10 protein-coding genes are annotated in these 15,828 nt (G+C 67.5%); 3 read left to right on the top strand and 7 right to left on the bottom strand.

Features of this window, described 5'->3' with window-relative positions; all coding sequences use genetic code 11:
- Positions 1-37 precede the first annotated feature (37 nt).
- The 5 genes from EJ357_RS35615 to EJ357_RS35595 all read right to left on the bottom strand — a co-directional run bounded on the left by EJ357_RS35615 (position 38) and on the right by EJ357_RS35595 (position 5,871).
- Positions 38-1,330 (bottom strand): sugar ABC transporter permease, encoded by a 1,293-nt coding sequence (locus tag EJ357_RS35615; RefSeq protein ID WP_126395791.1) that lies wholly within the window; start codon positions 1,328-1,330, stop codon positions 38-40.
- Positions 1,327-2,118 (bottom strand): ATP-binding cassette domain-containing protein, encoded by a 792-nt coding sequence (locus EJ357_RS35610; RefSeq protein WP_175647635.1) that lies wholly within the window; start codon positions 2,116-2,118, stop codon positions 1,327-1,329. Before EJ357_RS35610 ends, EJ357_RS35615 begins: the two co-directional genes overlap by 4 nt.
- Before the next feature lie 183 nt (positions 2,119-2,301).
- Positions 2,302-3,402: a sugar ABC transporter substrate-binding protein gene (locus tag EJ357_RS35605; RefSeq protein ID WP_175647866.1), complete on the bottom strand. Its 1,101-nt coding sequence runs from the start codon at positions 3,400-3,402 to the stop codon at positions 2,302-2,304.
- A 133-nt stretch (positions 3,403-3,535) separates the two neighbouring features.
- On the bottom strand, positions 3,536-4,735 hold the full coding sequence (locus EJ357_RS35600) for an ROK family transcriptional regulator (protein WP_126395788.1): 1,200 nt from the start codon (positions 4,733-4,735) through the stop codon (positions 3,536-3,538).
- A 212-nt stretch (positions 4,736-4,947) separates the two neighbouring features.
- The gene (locus tag EJ357_RS35595; RefSeq protein WP_126395787.1) at positions 4,948-5,871 is read right to left on the bottom strand and encodes a carbohydrate ABC transporter permease; all 924 of its coding nucleotides are present in this window, start codon (positions 5,869-5,871) and stop codon (positions 4,948-4,950) included.
- A 92-nt stretch (positions 5,872-5,963) separates the two neighbouring features.
- On the opposite strand from EJ357_RS35595, the gene EJ357_RS35590 reads away from it, so the two are divergent.
- On the top strand, positions 5,964-7,157 hold the full coding sequence (locus tag EJ357_RS35590; protein ID WP_126395786.1) for an RNA-guided endonuclease InsQ/TnpB family protein: 1,194 nt from the start codon (positions 5,964-5,966) through the stop codon (positions 7,155-7,157).
- 37 nt (positions 7,158-7,194) lie between these two features.
- Here EJ357_RS35590 and EJ357_RS35585 read toward each other — a convergent pair whose 3' ends face one another.
- Together EJ357_RS35585 and ngcE are read right to left on the bottom strand one after the other, a co-directional pair.
- Positions 7,195-8,121: a carbohydrate ABC transporter permease gene (locus EJ357_RS35585; protein ID WP_126395785.1), complete on the bottom strand. Its 927-nt coding sequence runs from the start codon at positions 8,119-8,121 to the stop codon at positions 7,195-7,197.
- A 58-nt stretch (positions 8,122-8,179) separates the two neighbouring features.
- Positions 8,180-9,643, bottom strand: coding sequence for an N-acetylglucosamine/diacetylchitobiose ABC transporter substrate-binding protein (gene ngcE, locus EJ357_RS35580; RefSeq protein ID WP_126395784.1), 1,464 nt, complete (start codon positions 9,641-9,643; stop codon positions 8,180-8,182).
- Between the two features lie 354 nt (positions 9,644-9,997).
- Between ngcE and EJ357_RS35575 the strand changes: the two genes are divergently transcribed.
- Positions 9,998-13,801 (top strand): GH92 family glycosyl hydrolase, encoded by a 3,804-nt coding sequence (locus tag EJ357_RS35575; RefSeq protein ID WP_175647634.1) that lies wholly within the window; start codon positions 9,998-10,000, stop codon positions 13,799-13,801.
- 20 nt (positions 13,802-13,821) lie between these two features.
- The gene (locus EJ357_RS35570) at positions 13,822-15,819 is read left to right on the top strand and encodes an alpha-glucuronidase (RefSeq protein WP_126395783.1); all 1,998 of its coding nucleotides are present in this window, start codon (positions 13,822-13,824) and stop codon (positions 15,817-15,819) included.
- Positions 15,820-15,828 lie beyond the last annotated feature (9 nt).

Genomic DNA, 15,828 nt, shown 5'->3' with positions numbered 1-15,828 from the left:
CCACGCCCCTACGGCGCTACGGGGTTCCCGCTGCGCGCTACGCGCGCCCCGCGGTCTTCTGTGTCTTACGGGTGATCGAGTCGATCACAACCGTGGTCAACAGCACACCTGCGGTGATCATGTACTTCACCGGCTCGGCGATGGACTCCAGCTGCAGCCCGTACTGGATCGACACGATCACCAGCACACCGAGCAGCGCGTTCCACGTACGCCCACGCCCACCGAACAGCGACGTACCACCGATGACGGCCGCCGCGATGGCGTTCATCAGCAGGTCACCGGTACCGGCGCTCTGGTTGGCGGACGCGATCTTCGAGGCCAGGAACAGACCGCCGATCGCCGCGAAGCCACCGGAGATGGCGAACACGGAGATCCGCACCGCGGTCACGTTGATGCCCGCACGGCGGGACGCCTCGACGCTGCCACCGAGCGCGAAGATCTTGCGGCCGTACGAGGTGCGCCGCAGCACGAAGTCCGTGGCGACCAGGAACACGAGGAAGATCACCGTGGCCAGCGGCAGGCCCTTGTACTGGTTGTACATGATCGCCGCGGCGAAGGAGACGATGCCCAGCAGCGCCGTCCGCAGGATGGTGTCGCTCAGCGGGCGGAACGGGATGCCCGCGGCCTCGCGGCGGCGGTTGCCCAGGAACGAGGTGATGAAGAACACCGCGGTCACCACGGCCGCCAGGCCGTACGCGGCCGCCACGTCCGTGAAGAAGTACGTCGTGAGCTTGCCGATCAGACCGTCGCTGTCGAGGTTGATCGTGCCGTTCTCGCCCAGCGTCTGGAGCATGAAGCCGAGCCAGAACAGCAGACCGGCCAGCGTGACGGCGAACGCGGGAGCGCCCAGCACCGCGAAGAAGAAGCCGTGCGCCGCGCCGATGACGGCACCCGCGCCGACGGCGATGAGCACGGCCGCCCACTCGGGCCAGCCCTGGTTCACCGCGAGGACGGCCGCGATGGCGCTGGAGGCGCCGCTGACCGAGCCGACGGACAGGTCGATCTCGCCGAGCAGCAGCACGAAGACGATGCCGACGGAGATCATGCCCGTGCCGACCATCGTGACGGTGATGTCGCTGATGTTCTGCGCGGACAGGAAGGCGGAGTTCAGGCTCTGGAAGATGACGCAGATGGCGACCAGGCCGAGGATGACCGGCAGGGAGCCCAGCTCACCGGCCTTCAGCTTGCGCCGGAACTCGGTGAGGTAGCCGGCCAGGCCCTGCTCCTGCACCAGCAGGCGGGGGTCGACGGCGGTCACCGCGGCCGCGGCGGCCTCGGTGTTGAGGACCTCGTGCTCGTCCGGCGTCGTGGAGGTCTTGTCGATGCTCACTTGGAAACCTCCCCGTTCGTGCGCGCCGCACGGCGGGTCACGGCGTTTTCGGTGGCGCCGGTGATGGCGGAGATGATCTCCTCCTGCGAGGTCGTCTTGACCTCGAAGACGCCGTTGTTGCGGCCGAGGCGCAGCACGGCGACCTTGTCCGCGACGGCCTTCACGTCGGCCATGTTGTGGCTGATGAGGATCACGGCGTGGCCACGCTCACGCAGCCGCTCGACCAGGTCGAGGACCTGTGCGGTCTGCTCGACGCCGAGGGCGGCGGTGGGCTCGTCGAGGATGACCAGCTTGGGCTCGCCGAGCATGGAACGGGCGATGGCCACGGTCTGGCGCTGACCGCCGGAGAGCGAGGCGATCGGGATACGCACGCTGGGGATGCGGATCGACAGCGTCTGGAGCAGCTCGCGCGAGCGGCGCTCCATCTCGACCTCGTCGAGGACACCGCGCTTCTTCAGCTCGCGGCCCAGGAAGAGGTTGCCGACGACGTCGATGTTGTCGCACAGCGCGAGGTCCTGGTAGACCGTCGCGATGCCCAGGGCCTGGGCGTCGTGCGGCCGGTTGATCGAGACGGCCTTGCCGTCCCACTCGATGGCGCCCTCATCGATGGGGTGCACGCCGGCGATCGTCTTGACCAGCGTGGACTTTCCGGCGCCGTTGTCGCCCACCAGGGCGACCACTTCACCGGCGTGGACCTCAAGCTCTACGTCGGTGAGCGCCTGAACGGCACCGAACCGCTTGGAGACCCCGCGCAACGCCAGCACGGGCGTAGCGGACACGTGAACCATCTCCTTCGCCGCCTGACCCGGCGGAAGGGTTGTACAGAGAGAGTTGGGGGGTTCCGTCCGGCGCCCCGCGCCGAGCTTGCGGGGCTGACGTATGCGCGGGGCGCCGGAGGAGTCTGGAGCAGTCATGCCCCGTGCGGGAATTCAAGGACGAATTCCCGCACCTGGAAAGGGACCTGATGCCGCTTACTTGATGCCGAGCTTGTCGCAGGCGGCCTTGTACTTGCCGGTGCAGATCTCGGCGGCCGTGTAGACGCCGTCCTTGATGACGGTGTCGTTGACGTTGTCCTTGGTCAGCGAGGTGACCGGGACGAGGACCGACGGAACGTCGTTGGCGCTGCCGCTGGAGACCTTGTCCTTGGCGATGGAGTCGAGCGACTTGCCCTGGGCGAGCGCGACGGCCATCTCCGCGGCGGCGGAGGCCTCGGGGGCGTACGGCTTGTAGACGCTCATGTACTGCTCGCCGGTGATGATCCGCTGCACCGCGGCGAGTTCGGCGTCCTGGCCGGTGACCGGGATGTCGCTGAGGCCGGCCGCCTTCAGGGCGGTGATGATGCCGCCCGCCATGCCGTCGTTGGCGGAGTAGACGCCGATGATCTTGTCCTTGCCGATCGCCGAGATCGCCGCCTCCATGTTGGAGTTGGCGTTCTCCGGCTTCCACTCCTTGGTGTCGTACTCCTTGCCGACGTTCACCTTGCCGTCGAGGGCGGAGTGCGCGCCCTCCTTGAACTGGGCGGCGTTCGGGTCGGTGACGGAGCCGTTCATCATGACGATCTGGCCGTCCTTGGCCTTGTCGCCCAGGGCCTTCAGCAGGGCCTCGCCCTGGGTCTTGCCGACAGCCACGTTGTCGAACGAGGTGTAGGCGCTGATCGGGCCCTCGGCCAGGCGGTCGTAGGCGACGACCTTGATGCCGGCGTCGACGGCCTTCTGGACGGAGTTCTTGATCGCCTTGGCGTCGACGGCGTCCAGGATGAGCACGTCGACCTTGTTGGTGATCATGGTGTCGACCTGCTGCGCCTGCAGGTTGGCGTCCTGCTTGGCGTTGTTGTAGTCGACGGTGGCCTTGCCGTTCGTCAGCTCCTTGATCTTCTCCTCGATCAGGGGCCGGTCGAACTTCTCGTAACGCGCGGTCTGGTTCTCCGGGAGCAGGAGACCGACCTTGATGTTGTCGCCCTTGGCGGCGGAGGCGGTGGAGTCGTTGTCGCCACCGGCTTCCTCGGCGCTGCCACAGGCAGCCAGCGAGACGGCCATCGCACCAGCGGCAATGGCAACGGCGGCGCGACGCATACGCGTGTTCACTTCAGAAACCTCCCTGACGAGGCCGCGACATTGCGGCCGAGGTGGCTGGAAGTCAACTCGGCCACACGTGCGACGTCAAGAAGTAAATCCTTAACGGGTTGGCAACGGTGCCATCCGTTCTCTAAGTGAAGGCAGGCGCAGCCGCGTGGAGGGTGCCGTCCAAAAGGGTTGAATCACCCATCTCGCTGAGCGCCAGCGCGAGCGCTCCGAGCACCTCGGCGCGACCGCCAAGTGCCCCGGGAAGAACGGACAGTTGGCGCGCCGCACTGGGAATGGCGTAGCGGCCGACGGACTCCCGGATCGGCCCGAGCACCAGCTCACCGGCCTCGGCGAGATCACCGCCCAGGACCACGCGGCTCGGGTTCAGGAGATTGCAGAGATTGGCGACTCCACTGCCGATGTGGCGGCCGACGTCGGCGATCACCCGACGGCAGCCCGGATCTCCGTCCCTGGCCAGCCGTACGACGCCCTCCATGGTCAGATCGGTGCCGTGACTGGACTGGAGGAGCGGGAGCACATAGCGCGCGGCCGCGAAGGTCTCCAGGCAGCCCCGGTTTCCGCAGCGGCAGACCGGGCCGGATTCATCAAGGGTAATATGACCGATTTCTCCCGCTGTGCCGCCCGGCCCCCGGTAGATCTTTCCACTGATCACCAGACCGGCGCCGACACCGCTGGCGACCTTGATGTACGCCAGGTCCCGCACGCCCCGCCCGCTGCCCCAGACCAGCTCGCCCAGGGCGCCCAGGTTGGCGTCGTTGTCCACGTGCACGGGCACCCCGAGCCGGCCGCGCAGCTCCTCGGCGGGCTTGGTGCCGGTCCAGCCGGGCAGGATGGCGGTCGAGCCGAGGGTGCCGGACTCCACGTCGATCGGGCCGGGCACGCCGAGGCCGACCCCGGCGATCTTGGAGCGGTCGACGCCGGTCGCCGCGATCAGCCGGTTGACCAGCTCTTCGGCCCGGTCGAACCCTTGCGTCGAGGAGGCGTCGACGTCCAGCGGCTCGGACTCCTCGGCCAGCACCTGGTGGGCGAGGTTCCCGACCGCGACGCGCAAATGGGTGTGGCCGAAGTCGACCCCTATGACGATGCCCGCGTCGCCGCTCAGCGAGACGCTGCGGGCCCGGCGGCCACCCGCCGAGGTGGGCGTGACCTCGACCGTTCCGCCGTCCTTGAGCTCACGGACGATATTGGAGACCGTCGCCGCGGACAGACCCGTCGTCCTCGCGATCTCCGCCTGGGTGAGAGATCCGGCCAGCCGTACGGCCCGCACGACCCGCTCCAGATTGGCTCGGTGCAGCGACGACTGCGACCCCGGAGTCTCCACGACGACCTCCTGCGCGCGGGACCGCTTCGATGAGGCCCCGTCAGTGTCCAACTAGTGAACTCTAAGCTGAGCCGTTCGGGTTGCCTCCCGTCAAGAGGTTGAACCGGATCCGGGTACGTGCACATACGTGTACACGCCGTTCCCGGGACCGGGAACGGCGTGCGTACGCGCGGTTTCGGAGCGCTACCTCCGGCTCGGCCGGCGCCTGAGTTCTATTTCAGCGCCCCCGCCGTCAGCCCCGCCACCACCTGGCGCTGGAAGACGATGTAGGCGGCCAGCACCGGCAGCATCGCCATCACCAGACCGGCGAAGAGGCCGGACCAGTCGCCCTTGTACCCCTGGCTGACCGCGAGCTGCACCAGGCCCTGGGTGAGGACCCGTTTGTCCGGGTCGGTGTTGAGCACCGTCGGCAGCATGTACTGGTTCCACTGCCCCAGGAAGTTGAAGATGCCGACGCTGATCAGACCCGGTTTGGCCATCGGCAGCATGATCTGGAAGAACGTGCGGGAGTGGGAGGCGCCGTCGACGAAGGCCGCCTCGGCCACCGAGGTCGGCAGTGTGCGGAAGAACGCCGTCAGGAAGAACACCGTGAACGGCAGCGAGTACGCGATGTAGACCAGGATCAGGCCGTGGATGGTGTTCAGCAGGCCCATGTTGTTCACGACGTAGAACAGCGGGACCAGGGCGAGCATGATCGGGAAGCTCATGCCGCCGATGAAGAGGAAGTAGATGAAGCGGTTGCCCGGGAAGTCGAACCGGGCGAGGACGTACGCCGCCATCGAGCCGAGCACCAGGGTGCCGATCAGCGAACCCCCCACCACCAGGATGGTGTTGAGGAAGTAGTCGCTCATGTTGGCCTGGGTCCACGCCCGCGACCAGTTCGAGAAGTGCAGTTCGTCCGGCAGCGACCAGGGCGAGCTGAAGATGGACCTGTCGTCCTTGAAGGACGTCATCACCGCCCAGAGCAGCGGCATGACGACCATGAACGCCCAGATGACGAGAACCCCGTGCGAGAAGACGTTGAGGACGGTGCCCTCTTTCTTCTCCTTGGCCGCCTTTTTGGCCGGTACGTCGATCTTGGTGACGGGCATACCGGACTCGGCCGGTACGGGAGCGGTGGCCTCGGTCGTCTTCATCGGGTTCCTCCATGGATACTGCACCCTTCAGGGCGGATCGGAGTGCTCTGCCCCGGTTTGATCTTTACCTGTAGCCCCGCTAGTTTGTGAGTGTGGCCACGACGTGCGTGAAGCGGGCGTTCAAGTACCGCTTCTATCCGACCGATGCGCAGACTGCCGAGCTGTCGCGCACGTTCGGCTGTGTGCGGAAGGTCTACAACCTTGCCCTCGCCGCCCGTACGGAGGCGTGGGCGCGGCAGGAACGGGTCAACTACAACCAGACCTCGGCCATGCTGACAGCGTGGAAGAAGACCAGGGAACTGGCATTCCTCAACGAGGTGTCCTCGGTCCCGCTCCAGCAGACGCTGCGCCACCTCCAGGTGGCGTTCACCAACTTCTTCGGCAAACGGGCCAAGTACCCGCGCTTCAAGTCCCGGAAGAAGTCCCGGAAGTCCGCCGAGTACACCACCAGCGGGTTCCGTTTCCGTGACGGGAAGCTGACGCTGGCAAAGATGTCCGAACCGCTGGATATCGTGTGGTCCCGACCCCTGCCCGAGGGGGCGAAGCCGTCCACGGTGACCGTGTCGCAGGACGCCGCCGGACGCTGGTTCGTATCGATGCTGTGCGAGGACCCGGGCGTGAGGCCGCTGGCCGCCGCTGATGGCGCGATCGGTATCGATGTGGGCCTGGACCACCTGCTGACTCTCTCTACCGGGGAGAAGATCGCCAACCCGAGGTGCGAACGAAAGGACCGTGCCCGGCTCGCCGTGGCCCAGCGCAACCTTGCCCGCAAGCAGAAGGGTTCGGCGAACCGGGCCAAGGCCCGGCGCAAGGTCGCCAAGGTCTACGCCCGCATCGCTGATCGCAGGCGTGACCACCTGCACAAGCTCACCTCGAAACTCGTGCGTGAAAACCAAACGCTCGTGATCGAGGAACTGACCGTGCGCAACATGGTCAAGAATCGGAAGCTCGCCCGCGCCATCAGCGATGCCGCGTGGAGCGAGTTCCGCGGCATGCTGGAGTACAAGGCCGCCTGGTACGGCCGCGAATTGATCGCGGTCGACCGGTGGTTCCCCTCCTCCAAGCTGTGCTCGACCTGCGGCACCTTGCAGGACAGGATGCCGCTGCATGTCCGCACCTGGACATGCGGCTGCGGCACGACCCATGACCGGGACGTGAACGCGGCGAAGAATCTGCTGGCGGCCGGGCTGGCCGTTACAGCCTGTGGAGCTGGTGTAAGACCTCAACGGAGAACTCCGGGCGGGCAGTCGGCGACGAAGCAGGAATCCCCACGGCGCGAGCCGTAGGGATCCCCCTCGTTCACGAGGGGGAGGAAGTCAACTGTCAGAACTCCAGCCGCTCGCGCCGTCCCAGCCGCATCACGACCGCGGCGAAGGCCAGCGTGACGATGAGCAGGGCCACACCGATCGTGGTGGCGTAGGCGGCCTGCCCGTCACGGAACGCTTTCTGGTACACGTACAGGACCATGACCGTGGTCGAGTAGTCCGGGCCACCGGGTCCGGTCGTCATGATGTGCACGACCGCGAACGACTCGGCGCCGAGGGCGAGGATGCCCATGTAGACCCAGCCGGACTGCACGGTGTCCCACAGCAGCGGCAGGGTGATCCGGAAGAAGGTGCTGGCGCGGCCGGCTCCGTCGAGCAGCGCGGCCTCGTACAGATCCGCCGGGATGGACGCCATACCGGCGGAGAACAGGACCACGAAGAAGCCGACCGTGGACCAGACGATCACGCCCATCACGGCCCACAGCGCGAGATTCGGGTCGCCCAGCCAGAGCGGCTGGACGCTGTCGAGGCCGATCCCGCGCAGGATCGAGTTGATCGCGCCGCTGTCCGGGTTGTACGCGAAGGCGAACAGCAGCGCGACGATGGCGATCGACAGCACCTGCGGGAAGAAATAGACGATCTTGTAGAACGACGAGCCGCGGACTCCGGTGATCGCCGGGCCGCCTTTTCTGCGCCGTCCACCCACATTGATCATGAAAGCGAGGAAAAGCGCGAAACTCAGCGTCACCAGCGGCAGCAACAACGCGAAGAACAGACTGTGCTGCAACGACTTCCAGAAGATGTCGTCGTCGAGCATCCGCTCGTAGTTGTCGAAGCCGACCATCTTGAATTCGGGGCTCAGACCGGTCCAGTCCGTGAACGAGTAGTAGATGGACTGGATGAACGGCCAGACGACGAAGAGCGCGTACAGCCCCAGGGGCACCGCGAGGAACCCCACGATGAACCGGTACTTGCCGTGCTGCATTGCTATCGACCCCGATCTGCGCGCGCGTGCAGCCGCTGGTGACGGATCCTCACCGGATCTACTGGTGCTTGTAGTGCTTGATCGACGTGTCCTTGGCGGCCTCGTCGGCGAAGCCCTGGATCTTCTTGATGGCCTCGGCCGGGGTGAGGCGCCCGGCCATCATCTCGCCGAGACCGGACACACCGATCTTCTCCTTCTGCAGCTGCACGTACCAGTCCTGCAGCCGCGGGTTCACCACGTTCTGGCCGGCCTTGTCCAGCGCCGCGACACCGGACTTCAGACCCGGGGTCAGGGTGATGCCGTCCGTGCCGCCGTTGTAGGCGGTCAGCGACTTGACCTTGCTGGTGAAGTTCTTGGAGCTCGCCTCGCTCAGCATGACGCGCAGCTGCTCCATACCGCCGGCGGCGTTCCTCGCCTTGGCCGGGACGATGAACGGCTCACCGCCGGAGGCCCAGATCGTGCCGAAGGGCAGCTTGTCGGAGCTGTCGATACCGGTCGGCGCGGAGACGGCCAGGCCGAAGTCCGCCGGGATGACCTTCGCCGACTCGTTCTCCACCCAGGAGCCGTTCGGGATGAACAGCGCCTTGCCCTCGGCCCACGCGGTCTGCGACTGGATGTGGTCCAGACCTGGGGTGCCCTTGAGGACGTAGCCCTTCTTGTAGAGCTCGTAGTACGCCTCGAAGCACGCCTTGACCGCCGGGTGCTTCCAGGCGTTCGGCTCCAGGTTGTCGATGGCGTCGAGGACCTCCACGCCGCCGACCTTGCCGATCATCGGGTAGAGCGAGAAGGGGAGGTAGTACGGGTACTTGCCCGCGTACGTCCAGCCCGCCATGCCCTTCTTCTTGGCCTTCTCGCAGACCGCGAGCATCTCGTCCCAGGTCTCGGGATACGTGGCGTCGAGCGAGTCCAGGGCCTTCTGCGAGTACCAGACGCCGTACACCGTGTAGGCGTAGTACATGATCCAGACCGGGTCGCCGTCGAACTGGCCCATCTCCACGATGCCGGGGCGCAGCGTGTCGCGGACCTTCTTGTTCGGGTCGTCGTACGACGGGGCGTCCAGCAGCGGCGTGAGGTCCGTGAGCTGGTCCTTGCCGACGAGGACGCCCATGTCCATCTGTTCGGCACCGGAGTTGTCGATGAGGTCGGGCGGGGTGCCCTGGTTGAAGCGGGGCTGGAGCGTGGACTGGATCTTCTGGGTGGCGGAGAACTTCACGCTCACCTTGGGGAAGTTCTGCTCGTAGATCTTCACGGCGTCCTCGGCGTACTCCTTGCCGAAACCGCCGTCGAAGAGCACGAACTCCATCTGCGCGGTGTCATTGACGCCGAGCGGGTTCTTCGCGGTCTTCGTGCCCTCCTTGGCTTTGTCACCGTTGCCGCCGCCCCCGCCACTGGCACACGCGGACAGGAAACTCATCGTCGGTACGGAGATCAGGCCGAGCGCGGCGGACCGCTTGATCAGATCGCGGCGTCCGACACCCGCGGAGCCGTTGTTCTCGGGATTCTGGGCAGAAGTGGATCCCATGCTCAAGTCCTCGCCTTCTCCAGGACTCAGGCGGTGAACCGGATCCTCCCCGGCACCGCGATCGGGTCAAGCTGGGGTCGTGCAGGAAGTGCGCAATCATGTGAAGTGCCGACAGGTATAGTCCACTTCCCGCCAGCGGAGCAAGATCGAATGCAAGGTTGGCCGGTGGTCTTTTCCGAGTTGAGACCTCCCGGAAATATGAGTGGCCTGTGCGCCGCTTGCCCGAAAAATCCGCAGCATAAGCCCCGAATGCCACAGCCAACACCCTTGACAATACTTGGCACTTGAGCCACAACTGATCCTTGCGCAGCGAAGTTGACAACGTTGTCCCGTGCGCAGGGAGGGTACCGGCTTATGCAGCAGAGAGCTCGGCACAGATGGGGTACGGCGGTCGTGTCGGCGGCCGCCTTCGCTTTGACCGTGGGCTCGCAGGGGGTGGCCGTCGCCCTGCCGGAGGCGCCCTCGGCGGCCGACCGGGAGTTCGCCTCCTCGTTCGAGGCCGGCGACCCGGCACCCGACTGGCTCAGCACCGTCGACACCGCGCCGGACGGCACCAAGCGGTCCTCGGGCGTCGACGGCGGCTACAGCAGCGGCATCCCGGGCAATGTGACCGACCATGTGACGGACGTGCGGGCGAACGGCGAGAACACCGGTGGCGGGGAGGTGAAGGAGAACCTCGTCGACGGGGAGCCGAGCAGTAAGTGGCTGGTTTTCGAAGCCACCGGATGGGTGGAATTCGATCTGGACAAACCAGCGAGAATCGCGAAATACGCGCTCACTTCGGCCAATGACTACGCCGAGCGCGACCCGCGGGACTGGACCCTGAAGGCGTCCACGGACGGCAAGGACTGGAAGACCGTCGACACCCGCTCCGGTGAGACGTTCGCCGAACGGTTCCAGACAAAGACGTACGACATCGCGGAACCGGCCGAATACCGGCACTTCCGGCTGGAGGTCGCCAAGAACAACGGCGCCTCCGGCATCCTGCAGCTCGCCGACGTCCAGTTCTCCACCGGCGGCAGCGAGGGCCCGGTCCCGCAGGACATGCTCTCCCTGGTCGACCGCGGCCCGAGCGGCTCCCCGACCGCCAAGGCGGGCGCCGGTTTCACCGGAAAGCGGGCCCTGCGCTACGCCGGCCGGCACACGGCGGACGGGAAGGCGTACTCGTACAACAAGGTGTACGACGTGAACGTGGCCGTCGGCCGCGACACCCGCCTGTCCTACCGCGTCTTCCCGTCGATGGCCGACGGCGACCTCGACTACGACGCCACGAACGTCTCCGTCGACCTCGCCTTCACCGACGGCACCTATCTGAGCGACCTCGGCGCCACCGACCAGCACGGCTTCCCGCTCTCCCCGCGCGGGCAGGGCGCCGCCAAGGTGCTGTACGTCAACCAGTGGAACAACGTCGCCTCGCGGATCGGGTCGGTCGCGGCCGGCAGGACCGTCGACCGGATACTCGTGGCCTACGACTCCCCCAGGGGCCCGGCGAAGTTCCGGGGCTGGCTGGACGACATCGCGCTGCGGACGGTCGCCCCCGAGAAGCCGAAGGCCCACAAGTCGGACTACGCGCTCACCACCCGCGGCACCCTCTCCAGCGGCGGCTTCTCGCGCGGCAACAACTTCCCGGCGACCGCCGTGCCGCACGGCTTCAACTTCTGGACGCCGGTGACGAACGCGGGGTCGCTGAGCTGGCTGTACGACTACGCCCGATCGAACAACGACGACAACCTGCCGACGATCCAGGCGTTCAGCGCCAGTCATGAGCCGAGCCCCTGGATGGGTGACCGGCAGACCTTCCAGGTGATGCCGTCGGCCGCCGCCGGCACCCCGGACACCGGACGTGAGGCGCGCGAGCTGGCCTTCCGGCACGAGAACGAGACGGCACGGCCGTACTACTACGGGGTGCGGTTCGAGAACGGCCTCAAGGCGGAGATGGCGCCCACCGACCACGCGGCGGTGCTGCGCTTCACCTACCCGGGTGACGACGCGAGCGTCCTCTTCGACAACGTGACGGACCAGGCGGGGCTCACGCTCGACAAGGAGAACGGGATCGTCACCGGCTACTCGGACGTGAAGTCCGGGCTGTCGACGGGTGCGACCCGGTTGTTCGTGTACGGCACGTTCGACAAGCCGGTGACCGAGGGATCCTCCAGTGGGGTGAAGGGGCACCTGCGCTTCGACGCCGGCGACGACCGGACCGTCACCCTCCGTCTCGCCACCTCCCTCATCAGCATCGACCAGGCGAAGGACAACCTGCGCCAGGAGATCCCCGACGGCACCTCCTTCGACACCGTGAAGTCGCGCGCCCAGCGCCAGTGGGACCGCCTGCTCGGCAAGGTCGAGGTGGAGGGCGCGACGCCGGACCAGCTGACCACGCTGTACTCCAGCCTGTACCGGCTGTACCTGTACCCCAACTCCGGTTTCGAGAAGGTCGGTTCGAAGTACCAGTACGCCTCGCCGTTCTCCCCGATGCCGAACCCCGACACCCCGACGCACACCGGCGCGAAGATCGTCGACGGCAAGGTGTACGTCAACAACGGCTTCTGGGACACGTACCGGACCACCTGGCCGGCGTACTCGCTCCTCACGCCGGGCCAGGCGGGCGAGATGGTCGACGGGTTCGTGCAGCAGTACAAGGACGGCGGCTGGACCTCCCGCTGGTCCTCCCCCGGCTACGCGGACCTCATGACCGGCACCTCGTCCGACGTCGCCTTCGCGGACGCCTACGTCAAGGGCGTCGACTTCGACGCGAAGTCGGCCTACGACGCGGCCGTGAAGAACGCGACGGTCGTGCCCCCGTCGTCCGGCGTGGGCCGCAAGGGCATGGAGACCTCGCCCTTCCTCGGCTACACGAGCACCGAGACGCACGAGGGCCTGTCGTGGGCGCTGGAGGGCTATCTCAACGACTACGGCATCGCGCGGATGGGCCAGGCGCTGTACAAGAAGACCGGCGACAAGCGGTACAAGGAGGAGGCGGAGTACTTCCTGAACCGCGCCCAGGACTATGTGCACCTCTTCGACGGGAAGGCCGGCTTCTTCCAGGGCCGTGACGCGAAGGGCGACTGGCGCGTCGAGTCCTCGAAGTACGACCCGCGCGTGTGGGGCTACGACTACACGGAGACCAACGGCTGGGGCTACGCCTTCACCGCCCCGCAGGACAGCCGGGGCCTGGCCAACCTCTACGGCGGCCGCGGCGGCCTCGCCGACAAGCTCGACGAGTACTTCGCCACCCCGGAGACGGCCTCGCCCGACTTCGTCGGCTCCTACGGCGGGGTCATCCACGAGATGACGGAGGCGCGGGACGTCCGGATGGGCATGTACGGCCACTCCAACCAGGTCGCCCACCACGCGAACTACATGTACAACGCCGCCGGGCAGCCCTGGAAGACACAGAAGAACGTCCGTGAGGTGCTGTCGCGGCTCTACGTCGGCAGCGAGATCGGGCAGGGCTACCACGGCGACGAGGACAACGGCGAGCAGTCGGCCTGGTTCCTGTTCTCGGCGCTGGGCTTCTATCCGCTGGTGATGGGCAGCGGCGAGTACGCGATCGGGTCGCCCTTGTTCACCAAGGCGACGGTCCATCTGGAGAACGGCCGGGAGCTGGTCGTCAAGGCGCCGAGGAACAGCGCGCGCAACGTGTACGTACAGGGCGTGAAGGTCAACGGCGTGCCGTGGAGGTCGACTTCGCTGCCCCACTCGCTGATCGCGAAGGGTGGCGTCCTGGAGTTCGACATGGGGCCGCGGCCCTCGTCGTGGGGCACCGGCAAGAACGCGGCGCCCGTGTCGATCACCAAGGACGACGAGGTGCCGGTGCCGAGGGCGGACGTCCTGAAGGGTGAGGGCGCGCTCTTCGACAACACCTCGGCCACCCAGGCGAGCGTCACCTCGGTGGAGCTGCCGGTGTCCGAGGACGCCGAGGCCGTGCAGTACACCCTGACGTCACCGTCGGACCGGACGAAGGCGCCGACCGGCTGGACGCTCCAGGGATCGGACGACGGGACCACGTGGCAGACCCTCGACCAGCGCTCGGGGCAGTCCTTCGCGTGGGACCGCCAGACACGGGCGTTCACGGTGGGGTCACCGGGTACGTACGGGGAGTACCGCCTGGTGCTCGACGGCGAGGCGGTGGTGTCGGAAGTCGAACTGCTCGCCTGAGCGGACGCGTTGGGGGTCTCATGCAGGGTGTCGATCCGGCCTGGCTGCCGGACGAGGCGTTCCGGCCGATCGGCACCCGGCGGACGCTGATCCGTGGCTCGGGTCCGCTGGTGGACACGGTGCACGCGGAAGTGGCGGAGGCCTGCGTACGGTTCGGGGGAAGCGTCTCGCGCGACGGGACTCTCGTGTCCTGCGCACCGTACGAACGGTACGACCTGGTACTGGAGCTGACCGGCGCCGAAGACGGCGGCGGCGGTGAGGCGTTCACCTTCGAGCGCGGTGACGGCCCTGCGACCGTCACCGCGTCCGGCGGGTCCGGGCTGCTGTACGGCCTCTTCCACGTCGTCCGGCTCGGGGACACGGCGTTCCAGGGCTCGTACGGACGTGAGGAGCACCGGCCCGAGTCGGCGGTGCGCATGCTCGACCACTGGGACAACGTGGCCGTGCACCCGGTCATGGGCCAGGTGGAGCGCGGGTACGCCGGCGGGTCGCTGTTCTGGCAGGACGGCAGGGCGCGCGGGGAACTGCTGGGGCGGGTGCGGGCGTACGGCAGGCTGCTGGCGGCCTGCGGGATCAATGCCGTGGCGGTGAACAACGTCAACGTGCACGAGGCCGAGGCCCATCTCCTCACGGACCGGATCCGTGAAGTCGCCGAGATCGCGGGCGCGTTGCGGCCGTACGGCATCCGCACGCATCTGTCGGTCACCTTCGCCGCCCCGATGGTGCTCGGTGGGCTGCCGACCGCGGATCCGCTGGACGAGGCCGTGCGGGGGTGGTGGGCCGAGGCGAGCGCGCGGGCGTACGCGGCGATTCCCGACTTCGGCGGGTACGTGGTGAAGGCCGACTCCGAGGGCCGGCCGGGGCCGTTCGCGTACGGCCGCAGCCACGCGGACGGCGCGAACATGCTGGCCGCGGCGCTGGAGCCGTACGGCGGCACGGTGCACTGGCGGGCGTTCGTCTACGACCACCGCCAGGACTGGCGGGACCGGACGACGGACCGGGCGCGGGCGGCGTACGACCATTTCACGCCGTTGGACGGGGAGTTCGCCGACAACGCCGTCCTCCAGGTCAAGCACGGGCCGATGGACTTCCAGGTGCGCGAGCCGGTCTCGCCGCTGATCGGCGCGATGCCCGGCACCCGGCTCGCGGTGGAGACGCAGGCCACGCAGGAGTACACCGGGCAGCAGCGGCACGTGTGCTGGCTGGGGCCGATGTGGAGCGAGGTGCTGCGGTTCCGGCCGCACGGCGGGGCGGACGGTGCGTCCGTCGGGGAGCTGGCGCGCGGCGGTCTCGTCGCCGTGTCCAACGTCGGCGACGACCCGTTCTGGACCGGGCACCCGCTGGCCCAGGCGAACCTGTACACCTTCGGGCGGCTGGCCTGGCAGCCGCACGCGGATCCCGGCCGGATCCTCGACGAGTGGATCGGGCTCACCTTCGCGCCCGGCCCCGCCGACACACGCCTGCACGCGGGGCTGCGGACCGTGCTGGACGGCTCGTGGCGGACGTACGAGAAGTACACCGCCCCGCTCGGGGTGGGCTGGATGGTGCAGCCCGGCCACCACTACGGCCCGAGCGTCGACGGCTACGAGTACAGCCCCTGGGGCACCTACCACTTCGCCGACCGCGACGGCATCGGCGTCGACCGCAGCGTGACGACCGGCACCGGGTATGCGGGTCAGTACGCCAAGGTGTGGGCCGAGGTGTACGAGTCGCCGGACACCTGCCCGGACGAGCTGCTGCTGTTCTTCCACCACGTGTCCTACGGGCACACGCTTCAAAGTGGGAAGACGGTGATCCAGCACATATACGACACACACTTCGAAGGCGTGCAAGAGGTGGAGGAGGCCCGGGAGGTGTGGGCTTCGCTGGCCGGGCTCATGGACCCGGCGCGCCACGCGCGGGTGGCGGAGCGGTTCGAGGAGCAGCTCCGCAGCGCCCGCGAGTGGCGCGATCAGATCAACAGCTACTTCTTGCGCAAGTCGGGTGTGGCCGACGCACATGGGCGGCGCATCCACTGAAGGGCTGTG

The sequence above is a fragment of the Streptomyces cyaneochromogenes genome (genome assembly GCF_003963535.1).
GTDB lineage: Bacteria > Actinomycetota > Actinomycetes > Streptomycetales > Streptomycetaceae > Streptomyces > Streptomyces shaanxiensis.
Note: the sequence above shows the minus strand (reverse complement) of the source record. Positions and strands in the feature narration are given on the sequence as shown.